At 70.2% G+C, this 14829-nt stretch carries 16 protein-coding genes; 5 read left to right on the top strand and 11 right to left on the bottom strand.

The features are described from left to right. Positions 1-4: 4 nt before the first annotated feature. The 11 genes from PV343_RS29970 to PV343_RS30020 all read right to left on the bottom strand — a co-directional run bounded on the left by PV343_RS29970 (position 5) and on the right by PV343_RS30020 (position 11895). Complete coding sequence (locus PV343_RS29970) at positions 5-1279, bottom strand: MlaD family protein (RefSeq protein WP_319150167.1); 1275 nt, start codon at positions 1277-1279, stop codon at positions 5-7. Further along, a complete protein-coding gene (locus tag PV343_RS29975; protein ID WP_319150168.1) occupies positions 1276-2568 on the bottom strand; it encodes an MCE family protein in 1293 nt (430 codons plus the stop codon). Before PV343_RS29975 ends, PV343_RS29970 begins: the two co-directional genes overlap by 4 nt. Next, on the bottom strand, positions 2565-3683 hold the full coding sequence (locus PV343_RS29980) for an MCE family protein (protein WP_319150169.1): 1119 nt from the start codon (positions 3681-3683) through the stop codon (positions 2565-2567). Before PV343_RS29980 ends, PV343_RS29975 begins: the two co-directional genes overlap by 4 nt. Further along, the gene (locus PV343_RS29985; RefSeq protein ID WP_401696706.1) at positions 3680-4843 is read right to left on the bottom strand and encodes an MCE family protein; all 1164 of its coding nucleotides are present in this window, start codon (positions 4841-4843) and stop codon (positions 3680-3682) included. The genes PV343_RS29980 and PV343_RS29985 overlap by 4 nt, the downstream gene beginning before the upstream one ends. Beyond that, entirely contained in the window at positions 4840-5880 is a 1041-nt protein-coding gene (locus PV343_RS29990; RefSeq protein WP_319150170.1) for an MCE family protein, read from the bottom strand. The genes PV343_RS29985 and PV343_RS29990 overlap by 4 nt, the downstream gene beginning before the upstream one ends. Next, positions 5877-7124 carry an MCE family protein gene (locus PV343_RS29995; RefSeq protein WP_319150171.1) on the bottom strand — a complete coding sequence of 416 codons (1248 nt, stop codon included), beginning with the start codon at positions 7122-7124 and terminating at the stop codon, positions 5877-5879. Before PV343_RS29995 ends, PV343_RS29990 begins: the two co-directional genes overlap by 4 nt. 11 nt (positions 7125-7135) lie before the next feature. After that, a complete protein-coding gene (locus PV343_RS30000) occupies positions 7136-7960 on the bottom strand; it encodes an ABC transporter permease (RefSeq protein ID WP_319150172.1) in 825 nt (274 codons plus the stop codon). A 3-nt stretch (positions 7961-7963) separates the two neighbouring features. Beyond that, on the bottom strand, positions 7964-8734 hold the full coding sequence (locus PV343_RS30005; RefSeq protein ID WP_319150173.1) for an MlaE family ABC transporter permease: 771 nt from the start codon (positions 8732-8734) through the stop codon (positions 7964-7966). Next, on the bottom strand, positions 8731-9660 hold the full coding sequence (locus PV343_RS30010) for an ABC transporter ATP-binding protein (protein ID WP_319150174.1): 930 nt from the start codon (positions 9658-9660) through the stop codon (positions 8731-8733). The genes PV343_RS30005 and PV343_RS30010 overlap by 4 nt, the downstream gene beginning before the upstream one ends. A gap of 107 nt (positions 9661-9767) precedes the next feature. Beyond that, positions 9768-10748: an RNA polymerase sigma factor gene (locus tag PV343_RS30015; RefSeq protein ID WP_319150175.1), complete on the bottom strand. Its 981-nt coding sequence runs from the start codon at positions 10746-10748 to the stop codon at positions 9768-9770. 100 nt (positions 10749-10848) lie between these two features. Further along, on the bottom strand, positions 10849-11895 hold the full coding sequence (locus tag PV343_RS30020) for a lytic transglycosylase domain-containing protein (RefSeq protein WP_319150176.1): 1047 nt from the start codon (positions 11893-11895) through the stop codon (positions 10849-10851). Between the two features lie 213 nt (positions 11896-12108). Here PV343_RS30020 and PV343_RS30025 point away from each other — a divergent pair, with 213 nt between their 5' ends. The 5 genes from PV343_RS30025 to pucL all read left to right on the top strand — a co-directional run bounded on the left by PV343_RS30025 (position 12109) and on the right by pucL (position 14727). Continuing rightward, entirely contained in the window at positions 12109-12369 is a 261-nt protein-coding gene (locus PV343_RS30025; RefSeq protein ID WP_208299296.1) for a thiamine-binding protein, read from the top strand. Further along, on the top strand, positions 12366-12734 hold the full coding sequence (locus tag PV343_RS30030; protein WP_319150177.1) for a helix-turn-helix domain-containing protein: 369 nt from the start codon (positions 12366-12368) through the stop codon (positions 12732-12734). The genes PV343_RS30025 and PV343_RS30030 overlap by 4 nt, the downstream gene beginning before the upstream one ends. A gap of 118 nt (positions 12735-12852) precedes the next feature. After that, on the top strand, positions 12853-13365 hold the full coding sequence (gene uraD, locus PV343_RS30035; RefSeq protein WP_319150178.1) for a 2-oxo-4-hydroxy-4-carboxy-5-ureidoimidazoline decarboxylase: 513 nt from the start codon (positions 12853-12855) through the stop codon (positions 13363-13365). A gap of 4 nt (positions 13366-13369) precedes the next feature. Further along, positions 13370-13774 (top strand): hydroxyisourate hydrolase, encoded by a 405-nt coding sequence (gene uraH, locus PV343_RS30040; protein ID WP_319150179.1) that lies wholly within the window; start codon positions 13370-13372, stop codon positions 13772-13774. A gap of 5 nt (positions 13775-13779) precedes the next feature. Continuing rightward, complete coding sequence (pucL, locus tag PV343_RS30045) at positions 13780-14727, top strand: factor-independent urate hydroxylase (protein WP_319150180.1); 948 nt, start codon at positions 13780-13782, stop codon at positions 14725-14727. The last annotated feature ends 102 nt before the right edge of the window (positions 14728-14829 follow it).

Consider the following 14829-nt stretch of genomic DNA (forward strand, 5'->3'; position numbering starts at 1 on the left):
CCTCTCATGCCATCGGTCCCACGAGCAGCCATTGCCACGATTCCTTTCCGAACACGGTCTGTTCGCCGCCCGTCGAGCCGATCTCGACGGACGTTCCGTCCGGGCCGATCGCAGTGCCGGTCTCCGGGTCGTACGGGGCCACGAACGCGGCCTGATCGGCGCCGGCCGAACCGGTCGTTGCGCCGGGGGCGTTCTGCGCGCCGCGCACCGAGGTCTTGCCCCCGCGCGGTGCCGCGCAGTGCGCGGCGGTGTTCGCCGGGCGGGTGCCGGTGTCGGCGGGGTCGCGCCGCTGGGTGCCGTAGCCCCGGGTGCAGGCGGGCGGGTCGTCGGCGTTCACGGTCATCCCGAAGTGCGTGGTGCCGTCGCCGGGGATGACCGTGTAGCTGCCCGCCACCGTGAGCGGGAGCGTGACCAGGGACTGCTCGACGCCGGGCAGCCGGGCCACGGTGATCTGTCCGCCGCTGATGAGGTTGGTCAGCAGGACCGGCACGTTCGGCCGCGTGGACTTCAGCAGGGAGTCGAACTCCTCGGCGGCGGGCACGGTGTTGCCGATCAGCCGGCGCAGATCCCCGTCGCTCGACTTCATCTGTTCACTGAGGTCCGCCAGATCGTGGGAGAACGACTTGATGGCCGAGCCCTCGTCGGCCTGTGTCTTGAGCACCTTCCGTGAGTCCTCTATCAGCGAGACCGTCTGCGGGAGCGACTCGGAGGCCGACTCCACCAGCGCGTTGCCGGAGTCCACCAGGCGGCCCAGGTTCGGACCGGTGCCGGCGAAGGCCTTGCCCAGCTCGTCGACGGTGGTGCGCAGATCGTCCTTGCCGACCGAGTTGACCAGCCGGTCGAGGCTGAGCACCAGGTCGGTGACCGGCAGCGGGGTCCGGGTACGGCTGCGCGGGATGGGGCTGCCGTCGACGAGATAGGGGCCGCCCGACCGCCGCGGCTGGAGGTCTACGTACTGCTCGCCCACCGCCGAACGGTCGGCGATCACCGCCAGCGTGTCGGCCGGGATGTCCGGGGCACCGTCCTCGATCTTCAGGGCCACCGAGACCCCGGAGCCGTTCAGCCGCAGATCGCCCACCCGGCCCACCGGCACACCCCGGTAGGTGACCTCGGCGCCGGGGAAGATGCCCCCGGACTCGGCGAAGTCGGCGCGCACGGTGTAACCGTGGGCGAGGACATCGTCCACCAGGCCCGTGTACCGGGCACCGACGTACGACACGCCGAGGGCGGTGACGGTCGCGAAGGCGAGCAGCTGGGCCCTGACCGTACGTGTGATCACGGCAGTATCCCCTTCAGCATCAGCTCGGCGAGGCCGAGGTCGATCCCGGGTGGGAGGCGACGCGAGCCGTCCGCGGTGGCGTAGGCCGCGGTGCACACCGGCGGACACAGCAGGGTGCTGCCGTCGGAGGGCTTCGAAGGCACGGCGGGCACGGAGGGCACGGCGGGCACGGAGGGCGCGTGCGGCGTGTCCGGCAGGGACGGGGTGGACGGAAGGGGGGTGGGAGTGGGGAGGCCGGGAAGATGCGGGGTCCCGGGCGCCGGGGTCGTCCTGCCCTTGCCCGGCTTGTCGGCGACGTTGCCGTAGAGGTCCGCCAGATCGAGGTCGGCGGTGATCCTCAGGTTGACGTAGTCGCCCTTGACGGCGTCCGTCACGTTGCGCGGGAACGGGTAGGTGGTCAGCAGCTCGAGGGAGTTGGGCAGGTCGTCGCCCGCCTTGTTCAGCTGCTGCAGGATGGGCTGCAGCTTCTTGAGGTTGGCGACGGTGTCGTCCCGGGAGGCGTTCACCACCCTGGTGCCGGTGGTGCCGAGCCTGGACAGGGCGGTGAGCATCTTTGTCAGGTCCCGGCGCTGGTCGGCGAGGGCCTTCAGGGCGGGCGGCATGGTGTCGACGGCCAGGGCGATCGTCTTCTTCTCCCTCTTCAGCCGTCCGGCCAGTCGGTCGACGCCCTTGAGCGCGCGTACGATCTCCGCCCGCTGGTCGTCGAGGCCGCCGAGGAACGTGTCGAGCTGCTTCAGCAGGGACCTGACCCGGTCCTCACGGCCGGTGAGGGCCTTGTTCAGCTCGACGGTGATCGTCTTCAGCTGGGCCACCCCGCCGCCGTTGAGCAGCGCGGACAGGGCCGACAACACCTCCTCCACCTCCGGGTTGCGGCCGCTGCGGGAGAGCGGGATGCGGTCGCCGTCGCGGAGCCGTCCGACAGGTGCCGTGCGGGCCGGCGCGGACAGCGCCACGTACTTCTCGCCGAGCATGCTGGTCTGCCTCAGGTCGGCGACCGCGTTGCCGGGCAGCTTCACCGAGTCGGCGATGCGCAGCCGCACCCGCGCGTGCCAGCCGTCCAGTTCCACCTTCTCGACCGTGCCCACGGTGACGTTGTTCACCTTCACCGCCGACTGCGGCACCAGGTCGAGTACGTCCCGGAACTCGACGGTGACGTGGTAGGCGTGGCCGTCCGAGGCGGCGCCGCCGGGGAGCGGGACGTCGTACCAGCCGTTGAACTCGCAGCCGGTCAGCAGCAGCGAGCCGACCGCCGTCCAGGCGGCCACCCGGCCCTTGCGCAGCACGCTCATGCCGGTGCCCCCAGGATTCCGCCGAGGGTCTTGTCGACGGTGCCCGTCGCCGCCGGGGCCGCCGACACCTTGGGCAGGGAGTCGAAGAGCTTCTTCAGGTCCGTGCAGTCGGGGTTCTTGCCGCCCTCGTCGCCGGTCGTCTTCAGGAGCGAGCAGAGCAGGGACGCCGGGTCCTGCGGGTTCTGCGCGTTGTTGCGGGTGTCGAGGGTGCCGGCGGCGGGGTTGTAGGCGTTCTGCAGGTTCGACAGACCCGTGGGGGCGACGTTCAACAGCTCCTCCAGTGCGGCCCGTTGGGTGACGAGGACCTTGGTGACCTTGGCCAGGCCCTTGACGTCCGAGGTCAGCGCCTTCTTGTTGCCCTTCACGAAGCCGGACACGTCACCGAGGGCGGCGGCCAGGTACTTCAGCGCGTTCGCGAGATCCTTGCGCTCCCCGGCGAGTTGCCCGGCCACGTCGGCGAGGCTGGAGTTGAACGACCGCACGCTCTTGTCGTCCGCCGCCAGCGCGGCCGTGAACACCTGAAGGTTCCGCACGGTCCCGAACAGGTCGCCGCGCCCGTCGGACAGCGTTGTGACCGCCTGGGAGAGGTCCTCGACCGTCTGGTTGAGGTTCTTGCCCTGTCCCCGGAGGTTGTCCGCGTTCACCGCGAGCAGCCGGGACAGGGAGCCCTTCTTGTTGGCGCCGTTCGGGCCGAGCGCCTCGGCGGTGGTGTGCAGGCTGTCGAAGATCCGGTCCAGTTCGACGGGGACGGCCGTACGGGACTCGGGGATGACGTCACCGTCCCGCAGCACCGCGCCCTTGTGATACACCGGCAGCAGCTGCAGGTAACGGTCGCTGACCACCGAGGAGTTGACGATGGCGGCCTGCGCGTTCGCGGGGACCTTGCGGCCCTGGTCGTACTCCAGCTCCACGCGTACCCGGTCGCCCTCCGGTGTGATCTTCCTGACCTCACCGATGCGGACGCCGAGGACGCGGACGTCGGAGCCGGGGTAGATGCCAACGGTGCGCGGGAAGTACGCCGTGACGCGGACGGGGTCCGGGCCCGGCCACAGGACGACGGCGAGGCCGGCGACGACCGCGAGCGCGGTGAACAGGGCCAGGAGTCTGCGGGTCATCGGGTGCCTCCCGTCCGTGGCGTGACCGGGGCGGCGACCAGGTTCTGGACGTAGGAGTCGAACCAGCGGCCGTTGCCGAGGGTGTTGGTGAACAGCCGCACGTAGGGGGCGAGCAATTGGACGCTGCGGTCGAGGCTCGCCTGGTTGCGCTCGAGCATGTTCACGAAGGTGTCGAGGTTCTTCAAGGCGGGCCCGATCTCCTTGCTGTTGTCGTCGACCAGGCCGGAGAGCTCGATGCCCAGCAGTGCGGAGCTCTTGAGCAGTTTGTGGATCGCCGTGCGCCGCTTGTCGATCTCCTTGAACAGTGCGTCGCCGTCCTTCACCAGCGCGGAGAAGTCCTTCGTGTGGCCGGCCAGCACCTCGGTGACTCCGTTCGCGTGGGCGAGGAGTCCGCGCAACGCCTTGTCACGGGAGGCGACCGTCCGGGAGATCCGCGACAGTCCCTTGATCGAGGCCCGCACCTCCGCAGGGGAGTCCTGGAAGGTGGTGGAGATCGTGTCCAGCGCCCTCGCGAGCCGGTCCGTGTCGACCTTTTCGCTGGTGGTCGTCAGGTCGCTGAAGGCCTGGACGACGTCGTATGCCGACACCGTCCGGCGGAGCGGGATCTCGCTGCCCGGCTTCAACCGGCCCGTCCCCTTCGGGTACAGGGCCAGGTACTTCGCTCCGAGGATCGTCTTGACCCGGATCGACGCGCCCGTGTCGGTGCCGAGCGCCGGCTCGCCCTTCACCTTGAAGGTGACCTTGACGTGGTCGCCGGCCAGGTCGACGTCCTCGACCTTGCCGACCTTGACCCCGGCGATCCGTACCTCGTCGCCCGGCTTGAGTCCGCCGGCCTCCGAGAAGGCCGCGCTGTACGTGTCGCCGCCGCCGATCAACGGCAGGCTGTCGGCGTTGAAGGCGGCGACCGCGAGCAGCGCGAGGACGGTGAGGCCGACGGCGCCGACGACGACCGGATTGCGCTCACGGAAGGGCTTCAGGCGTGGTCGCTTCAGCCGGAGCCTGGGCAGCCTCGGCGGCAGGACCCGTACCTTCACGAGCGGTTCGGGGCGGGTCGTGCGCCTGGGCAGCCGGGGGAGCTTCGGCAGCTTCGGCGGCAGGACCCGTACCTTCACGAGCGGTTCGGGGCGGCGCACCGTGCGCCGCGTGACGCGCATCCTCATCCGTCACACCTCGCCCGTGCCACGTGCAGCTCCGGGGCGATCACCTGCTTCGTCTTCGGCAGCACGATCCGGCCGTCGAAGTCGCAGAGGTAGAAGTTGAACCACGAGCCGTAGGACGCCGTCCCGGTCAGCTTGTTGAGCTTGTTCGGCAGCCGCTTCAGGACGCCCTCCACGGTCTTCTCGTTCTTGTCCAGGTTTCCGGTGAGATCGCCCAGCCCGGCGATGTCGTCCTTCAGCGGCGGCCGCGCGTCCTTCAGCAGCCCCGCCGTGACGTCCGTGAGGTCGCCGATGCTCACCAGGGACTGCCCGATGGGCTTGCGGTCGGCGGACAGCCCCGAGATCACCCGGCGCAGCTGCGTGAGCAGCCCGGAGAAGCGGGAGCCGCGCTCGTCGAGCGTCTCCAGGACGGTGTTGAGGTTCTTGATCACCGAGCCGATCAGCTGGTCGCGGTCGGCGAGGGTGGTGGTGAGGGAGGCCGTGTGCGCGAGCAGACTGTTCACCGTGCCGCCCTCGCCCTGGAGGGTCTTGATGATCTCGGTGGCGAGCTGGTTGACATCGCTCGGGCTGAGCGCGGCGAACAGCGGCTTGAAGCCGTTCAGCAGGGCGTTGAGGTCCAGCGCCGGCTGGGTCCGGGACAGCGGGAGGGTGCCGCCGGGCCGGAGCCGGGTGGTGCCGTCACCGGTGCCCGCGGTCAGTGCGATGTACCGCTGCCCGACCAGGTTGCGGTAGCGGACGACCGCGTGGGTGCCCGCGAGCAGCGGCCGGTCCGCGGTGACGGTGAAGGCGACCTCGGCCAGGGTCCGGTCCTTGATCCGGATGTCCTCGACCTCCCCGACCCGCACTCCGGCCACCCGGATGTCGTCGCCGGTCTCCAGCCCGGTCACGTCGGTGAACACCGCGTGGTAGGTCTCCTTCGGGGTGAAGGAGATGTTGACGATGGTGGCGGCGAGCAGCGCCGTCGCCGCGATCGTGACCAGCGCGAAGAGGCTGAACTTGATCAGCGGGGCGGCGGTCTGCCGGGCTCCTGTCCGGCTCATGCGACACTCACCGCCGTTCCGCGCGCGAGCGGCCCGAACAGCAGGGTCGCGACGGGCGGGACCTTGTCGGCGGGGACGCCCATGACGGGGGCCACGAGCGAGCCGACGGCCCGTTGCTCGGCCTCGGTGGCGGACACGTTGACACCTCCGGGGAGCGCGCCGCCCGGACTTCCGGCCGACGTACCGTCGTTGAGATGGGCTTTCGGCCCGGGCACCGGCGGATGCGGCAGGCCGCGGCAGTTCGGGCCCGACCGCTCGCCGTAGACCGGCTCCTCACCGGGCCGGTACGCCCCCTGCGGCCGGACGACTTCGAGGGTGATCCGCATCTCGCCGCCCCGGAAGGCGTTCTCCGAGGCCTTCTCCTGCCGGACCAGGCCCTGGAACAGACACGGGTACTCGGGGGAGTAGCGGGCGAAGAGCTCCAGCGTGGGGCGGGAGACCCGGCCCAGGGTGATCAGCCGGTCGCCGTTCTCGGCGAGGAAGTCGTCCGCCGTGCCCGCGACCGTAGCGGTCGCGCGGAGCCCGGCGGCCAGCTGGTCCTTCTTCTCGACGATCGTGCGGCTGGTGGTGACCGTGTTGCGCAGGATCCGCATCAGGTCGGGCGCGGCATCACCGTAGACCTCGGCGACGTCGGCGAAGCGCGAGATGTCCTCCTTCATCGACGGCATATGCGGGTTGAGGCGGCGCAGATAGCCGTCGACCCGGGTCAGGTTGTCGCCGATCCGGTCGCCGCGGCCGTCCAGCGCGGTGGCGAACGCCGAGAGCGTGGCGTTCAGATCACCGGGCCGTACGGTCCGCAGCAGCGGCAGCAGGTCGTTCATCAGCTGCTGGAGCTCGATGCCGACCTTCGTACGGTCCTGGGTGATGACGTCCCCGGCGCGGATGGACCGAGCCGTGGAACGGGCCGGCGGCACCAGGTCGACGTACTTCTCGCCGAACAGCGTCTTGGGCAGCAGCCGCGCGTGCACGTCCGAGGGGATGGACGCGACGTACTCGGGCTTGAGCGCGATGTCGAGCGTGGCCTTCGTGCCGTCCGCGTGCACCTCGCGCACCTCGCCGACCAGCAGCCCGCGCAGCTTGACGTCGGCGCGCGGATCGAGCTGGTTGCCGATGGTGTCGGCCTCCAGGGTGATCGGTACGACGGACGTGAACGCCTGCCGGTAGACGGCCACCGCGAGCGACAGCAGCAGCGCGAGCACGGCGATGAACGCGATGCCGTACACCCTGAGTCTCACTTTGCGCATGCGCACCTCTCTCACCCCGCAATCCGTACAGTCGTGTTGGCGCCCCAGATCGCGAGACTCAGGAAGAAGTCCAGGACGTTGATGGCGACGATGGACGTCCGCACCGCCCGGCCCACCGCGACGCCGACGCCCGCCGGACCGCCGCTCGCGTGGTAGCCGTAGTAGCAGTGCACCAGGATGATCAGCACCGCGAAGACGATCACCTTGCCGAAGGACCAAAGGACGTCCACCGGCGGCAGGTACTGCTGGAAGTAGTGGTCGTACGTGCCCGTCGACTGCCCGTAGTAGCTGGTGGTGATGGTGCGGGCGGCGAGATACGAGGACAGCAGCCCGATCACGTACAGCGGGATCACCGCGACGAAACCGGCGATCATCCGCGTCGTCACCAGGAACGGCAGCGACGGGACGCCCATCACCTCCAGCGCGTCGGTCTCCTCGCTGATCCGCATCGCACCGAGCTGCGCGGTGAAGCCGGCGCCGACCGTCGCGGACAGGGCGAGTCCGGCCACCAGCGGGGCGATCTCCCGGGTGTTGAAGTACGCGGACAGGAACGCCACGAAGTTGGAGGTGCCGAGCTGGTTGAGGGCCGCGTAGCCCTGGAGGCCGACCTCGGTGCCGGTGAAGAACGACAGGAAGGCGATCACGCCGACCGTGCCGCCGACGACGGCGAGCGCGCCACGGCCGAAGCTCACCTCGGCGAGCAGCCGCAGGATCTCCTTCTTGTAGCGGCGCAGGGTGCGGCCCGTCCACGCCAAGGAGCGTCCATAGAAGGACAGTTGGGTGCCCAGCTCCTCCAGGGAGCGCAGTGGGCGGTCGAGGACTCTTTGAGGTCTCATCGGCTAGCCCTTCTGCGGAACGACCTGGAAGTACACCGCGGTCATCACGAAGTTGGTCACGAACAGCAACATGAAGGTGATCACCACGGACTGGTTGACGGCATCACCCACGCCCTTCGGACCGCCCTGCGCGGTGAGCCCCTTGTACGAGGCGACGATCGCGGCGATCGCCCCGAACACCAGCGCCTTGATCTCGGCCGCCCACAGGTCGGGCAGCTGCGCGAGGGTCGTGAAGGACGCCAGGTAGGCGCCGGGCGTGCCGTTCTGGAGGATGACGTTGAAGAAGTAGCCGCCCGCGACGCCGACCACCGACACCAGGCCGTTGAGGAGGACGGCCACGACCATCGACGCCAGCACGCGCGGTACGACGAGCCGGTGGATCGGGTCGATGCCGAGGACCTGCATCGCGTCGATCTCGTCCCGGATCTTGCGTGCCCCGAGGTCCGCACAGATCGCCGTGCCGCCCGCGCCCGCGATCAGCAGCGCGGTGACGATCGGCGAGGCCTCGCGCAGCACGGCGAGCACGGATGCGGCACCGGAGAAGGACTGCGCGCCCAGCTGCCGGGTCAGGCTGCCGATCTGGAGCGCGATGACCGCTCCGAAGGGGATCGAGACAAGAGCCGTCGGCAGGATCGTGACGCTCGCGACGAACCACGCCTGCTGGATGAACTCCCTCGCTTGAAACGGCCGTCGGGGCAGGGTCCGGACGACGTCCAGCGCCATCGCGAACAGATTGCCCGAGTGCCTGAGCGCACCCGTCGGGGAGAGTCTCATGGGCCGGTCACCTCCTTCCCGTGCAGCTCGGCCTCCCGTCCGGCGATCGACTCCCAGCGGGGTGGGCGTGCGATGCCGGGGCTAGGCAGCAGGCGGGGAGTGAGGTCCTCGACTCCGCCGCCCTCGTCGATCAGGGCCAGCTCCTGCTCGACCTGTGCCGCGTCCTTCTCCTCCGCCATGCCGATCGGTCCCTGCATCCGGCCGTTCAGGAACTGCCGTACGACGGGCTCGTCACTGGTCAGCAGCTGCTCGCGGGGCCCGAACATCACCAGCTCGCGCCGGAACAGCAGTCCGATGTTGTCGGGCACCTGGCGGGCCGAGGCGATGTCGTGGGTGACGATGAGGAAGGTCGCGTCGATCTGTGCGTTGAGGTCGACGATGAGCTGGTTCAGATAGGCCACGCGCACCGGGTCGAGGCCCGAGTCCGGCTCGTCGAACAGGATGATCTCCGGGTCGAGGACCAGGGCGCGGGCGAGTCCCGCACGCTTGCGCATCCCGCCGGAGATCTCGCCGGGCAGCTTTCCCTCGGCGCCGATCAGCCCGACCATGTCCATCTTCTCCAGCACGATGCGCCGGATCTCGCTCTCGGACTTGCGGGTGTGCTCGCGCAGCGGGAAGGCGATGTTGTCGTACAGGTTCATCGAGCCGAACAGTGCGCCGTCCTGGAACAGCACGCCGAACAGCTTCCGCACCTCGTACAGGTCGCGCTCCCGCAGCCGGGTGATGTCCCGGCCCTGGATCGTGATGGAGCCGCGCTCCGGCTTCAGCAGCCCGACGAGCGTCTTGAGGAACACCGACTTGCCCGTCCCCGAGGGGCCGAGCATCACCGAGACCTCCCCGGCGGGCAGCGTCAGCGAGACGTCCTGCCAGATGACCTGATGACCGAAGGACTTGGTCAGCCCTTCCACACAGATCTCGACACCCATCCGGTCCCACCCTTCGCCCGTGGAGCAGCTCCGACATCTGCTCTACGGGGAGGGGCGGGGCGTCCGTCGCGGCGACCGCGAATTTTTTCGGGCGCGTTTACGGCGTGCTACGGCTGTTTCACGGCAGGCACGCTCGGGGTGTGTACGGGGAGGGAAACGGACGGAAGAGCCGGGAGCGACGGCGCTGAGGGAAGCGACGGCACCGACGGCACTGCGGACTCCACCGGCAGCTTGGGAAGCGAAGGCGTGGAGACCTCCGGCAGGGGCGGCACGGACAGAGGTATGGCGGTTTCGCCGGCGGGCGATCGGGTCGCCGCCCGAGTCGGGGCCGCCGGCGGCCTACGCGTCTGCGGAGCGCGCGCCCGCCCGGTGCTGCCGATGCTGTCGGCCACCTGCGCCCCGCTGGACATCGTCGGCTGCCGAGTCGGGGCGGCCGCGCGACCGCCCCCGTCGAGCGCGTACGGCAGTACGAAGCCCGCCACGGCCAGGGTCGCCGCCGTGGAGGTGACCACCACGGCCTGCACCTTCCCGCCCCCGCGCGGCCGCCCGCGTCCGACCAGGAACAGGACGAGCCCGAGCGTCCCGGCCAGCGAGGCGCGCAGCGTCCGTCGGGCCCGGGCGAGCAGCGACTCGACGGTCCGGTAGCTGAGCCCCATCCGCACCGCGACCTGGCTCACGTCCATGTCCTCGGACTTCAGCCGCAGCGCCTCCGCCTGCCGGGCGGGCAGCTCCCCGCTCCGCACGGCGAGCCATTTCGCCTCCGCCCGGTCGCACACCGCCTCCTCGACGGGCACCGGGCCCGGCGCGACGAGCGTCGGGCGGCTGCCGACCTCGGCCTCGCGGTTGACCTGCCGGTACCGGTCGACACACAGCCGCATCGTCACCGTCGTCAGCCAGGCGCCGAGCCGCTCGTCGTCGAGGTCGGGGCGCTCCGCGGCCCGCAGCATCGCCTCGTGCACGGCGTCCTCGGCGTCCTCCTGGCTCATGGAGCGCCGCCGGGCCACCTTGAGCAACTGCTCACGGTGGCCCCACATGCGCTGCCACCGCTCGTCGGCGGCCGCTGTGTCCGCAGGCATGTTCGTCGCCATGAGGGCCCCTTCGCACTCACCGCCGGTCCTGTGCATCCGGCGGGTGGCGACATTACCGCCGGGTATCGGCTGTTGTGGAGGGGGAGACACCCCTCGTGTTCTAGCTGTTGCCCATGGTCAGAGGGCCTGTGTCGGAAAACACACCGCCGTCGGGCAGCGTGAGGGTCGGTGCGGGGACGGGAACCGCCGGCGTCTGCGGCTCCTGGGGGACGTCCGCCGAGCGGGACGGGGTGGGGGATGGCGAGGCGGGTGGCGTCGCCGGGGTGCGCGACGGGCCCGGGTCCGGCTCCCGGTCCTCCGACGGCTTCGGCGAGGGCTTCGGCGACGGCTTCGAGGTCTTCGGGCGGGACGGCTTCGGCCGGTCCCGGGACTCGCCGGACGCGTCCGGCACCACGTGGTGTCCGGTCAGGTAGTACGCGTACCAGGCCCGGACCGTGCGCATATAGGCGTCCGAGTGGTTGTAGCCCAGGATCGCCCGGTCCAGTTCGGCAGGGTCCGAGAGGTCCCGGCCGCCCGCGCACAGGTAGCGGCCGGCGGCGAGCGCCGCGTCGTAGACGTTGTCCGGGTCCGCGTGCCCGTCACCGTTGCCGTCCGCGCCCCAGCGTTCCCAGGTCGACGGGATGAACTGCATCGGGCCGACCGCGCGGTCGTACACCGCGTCCCCGTCGTACGCGCCGCCGTCGGTGTCCGGTACGACGGCGAAGGCGCCGCCGGTCAGCCGGGGACCGAGGATGGGCGTCACGGTCGTACCGTCCGGAGCCACCCGGCCGCCCCGCGCCTGCCCGGACTCCACCTGGCCGATCGCGGCCAGCAGCTGCCAGCGCAGCCGGCAGCCCGGCACGCTGCGCGCGAGCTCCTCCTCGGCCCGCCGGTACGCGGTGAACACGCTCGCGGGCAGGGCGCCGCCCGTCACCTCCTGTGCCGGAACCTCCTTGCGGGTCCGCAGCGGTGGGAGGCCGGTGCGGTAGGGGGTGTCGCCGGACACGCTGGGGCCGTCCTCGGCGGCCGCGGCCTTCCGCACGGGCTCAGAGACCTGCGCCGAGACCGCCCCCGGCGGCTGCGACGCGGTCAGCGCGGCCATCGCCGCCGCCGCGATCGCGGTACCCCTGGCACCCCTCAGTGCTCCCTTGCGTGCACGTGCTGTCACTGTGCAGTCCCCTCCCTGAGTCGATCCGTCGTCTGCTCTACGCGGCCGGACGGCGGGTCCGTCGCGCGGAGCGGGGAGGTTTCGGCGGGTGCCTTTCCGGGAGCGGGATGCGCACGCGTGTCCGTTAAGGTCTCCCCAAGCGGCCTGGGAGGTCCTACCCCGGTCGCGGACCCGGCGGCCCACGCGGGTCGGAGCGCGAGCCTTGGGGGCACAGTGCGACTGAAAGTGGAGTTCACGACGGAGCCCTTCGATCTCGACGAGGCACCCGCGCACGCGGTGGTCGCCCGCGAGGTCATCGAGGCGGCCCAGCTCGACGCGGTGGACGTCGGCCCGTTCGGCAACACGGTGGAGGGCGCCGCCGACGCCGTGCTCGGCGCCGTGGACGCGCTGCTGCGCCGCAGCCTCGCGGCCGGCGCGACCCGGGTCTCGCTCCAGGTCAACGTCGTCGGCGCGGCCGGGGAGGGCGAGAAGTGACCGGCACGGGGGACGAGTCCTTCATCGCGGCCGTGAAGCCGCTGGTCGACGCCATGGGCGGGGAGATGCTCCCGCCGGACGAGGCCGGCGCCGACGACGTCGTGCTCGCCTGGGAGGGTACCGACGTGCTCGCCGTGCGCCTGCCGCAGCTCGCCGACTCGCTGGACCACATCCTCGCCGCCATGGAGCGCAGGCGCGGCCGCCCGCTGGCCGAACTGGACCGCAAGTCCAAGCAGGAGGTCGTGCGGATACTGGAAGCACGCGGTGCCTTCGCCGTCCGCCACGGCGTGGAGACCGTGGCGAGCGCGCTCGGCGTGAGCCGCTTCACCGTGTACAACTACCTCAACCGTGAGAAAGAGGGCTGACGCCCGGCCGGAGCGCCACCCCCAAATTTTCAACAAAGTGTTGACGTGTTGTTCCGGAGGGCGTTAGCTACTGGCAGCCCGTTCAGCACGAAGGCCGTTCCCGGCCACGGAGGCTCCCGTGACTACGACTTCCACGCCCCCGGGCCTGGCCCGGTTCAACGTCCTGGAGGAGCACACGGCGCTCGCCGGCCTCCACGAGGCGTGCGCCTCCACCGTCTGGGCCCGCCGGCTGCTCGCCGGCCGCCCGTACGCCACCCTCGACGACCTCTGTGCCGCCAGCGACGCCGCCATGGCCGACCTGGGCACGCAGGACCTTCAGGAGGCGATGGCCGGCCATCCGCCGATCGGCCGCCCCCGGCCCGGCGACCCCACCTCCGCGCGGGAGCAGGCCGGCATGGCCGGCGCCGCGGACGAGCTCAAGGCCGAGATGCTCGAACTGAACCTGGCCTACCAGGAACGGTTCGGGCACGTCTTCCTCATCTGCGCCACCGGCCGGACCGGCGAGCAGATGCGCGACGCGGTCAAGGAGCGGATCGGCAACTCGCCGGAACAGGAGCGGGAGATCGTCCGCACCGAGCTGGGCAAGATCAACCGCATCCGACTGGCCCGACTCGTCGAAGAGGACGCCTGACACCATGAGCACCAGCACCACCGCCTCCGTGTCCACGCACATCCTGGACACCTCCGTCGGACGCCCCGCCGAGGGCGTCGCCGTCCACCTCTCCGCCCGGTCCGGCGGCGCGGCGGACTGGCAGGCGCTCGGCGGCTCCGCGACCGACGCCGACGGCCGGTGCAAGGACCTCCCGGCCCTGCCGGAAGGGACGACCCACGTACGGCTCGACTTCGCCGTCGAGACGTATTTCTTGCAGTCCGAGAAGAAGCAAGCCGATGCGCAGCAGGACGCCCCCGCGAATCGGGACAGCGGACCGGGCGTGTTCTTCCCCGAGGTGGCGATCACGTTCGCCGTCGTGCCGGGCGAGCACTACCACGTACCGCTGCTGCTCAACCCGTTCGGCTACTCCGTTTACCGAGGGAGCTAGCAGACATGGCAGTCAATTCCCGTCCGGCCCACCCTGTGATGCTGGGACAGAACCAGTACGGCAAGGCCGAGAACCGAGTCGTCAAGATCACGCGGGACGGCGCCACCCACCACATCAAGGACCTCAACGTCTCCGTCGCCCTGAGCGGCGACATGGAGGAGGTCCACTACTCCGGCTCCAACGCCAACGTCCTGCCGACCGACACCACCAAGAACACGGTGTTCGCCTTCGCCAAGGAACACGGCATCGAGTCCGCCGAGCAGTTCGGCATCCACCTCGCCCGCCACTTCGTCACCTCGCAGGAGCCGATCAAGACCGCGCGGATCCGGATCGAGGAGTACGCCTGGGAGCGGATCGAGACCTCCGACGCCAACTCGAAGTTCATCGGCGCGGACGAGGTCAAGCACTCGTTCGTGCGCAAGGGCCAGGAGACCCGGGTCGCCCAGATCACCTACGACGGTGAGAAGTGGGAGGTCATCTCCGGCCTCAAGGACCTGACCGTCATGAACTCGACCAACTCCGAGTTCTGGGGCTACGTCAAGGACAAGTACACGACGCTCCAGGAGGCCTACGACCGCATCCTGGCGACCTCGGTGTCCGGCCGCTGGCGGTTCAACTGGACCGACGACGAGCAGAAGATGCCCAACTGGGAGAAGTCCTACGAGCAGGTGCGCAGGCACGCGCTCCAGGCCTTCGCCGAGACGTACTCGCTCTCGCTCCAGCAGACGCTGTACCAGATGGGCTCGCGCATCATCAACAACCGCAGCGAGATAGACGAGGTCCGCTTCTCCCTGCCGAACTCGCACCACTTCCTGGTCGACCTGGAGCCCTTCGGCCTCAAGAACGACAACGAGGTCTACTTCGCCGCCGACCGGCCCTACGGCCTGATCGAGGCGACCATCCTGCGCAACGGCTGCGAACCGCGGATCCCGGTGGACCTCACCAACCTCTGAGCCACACCCCTCTTTTCGGCACCCGTGACCGGGGAACCGTCCACCCCGGTCACGGCACTCAAAACTCCCAGGGTCCTGCCGTGCCCTCCCTCACAGAGTCCA

This window comes from Streptomyces sp. WI03-4A, assembly GCF_033792105.1.
In the GTDB taxonomy this organism is placed as follows: domain Bacteria; phylum Actinomycetota; class Actinomycetes; order Streptomycetales; family Streptomycetaceae; genus Streptomyces; species Streptomyces collinus_A.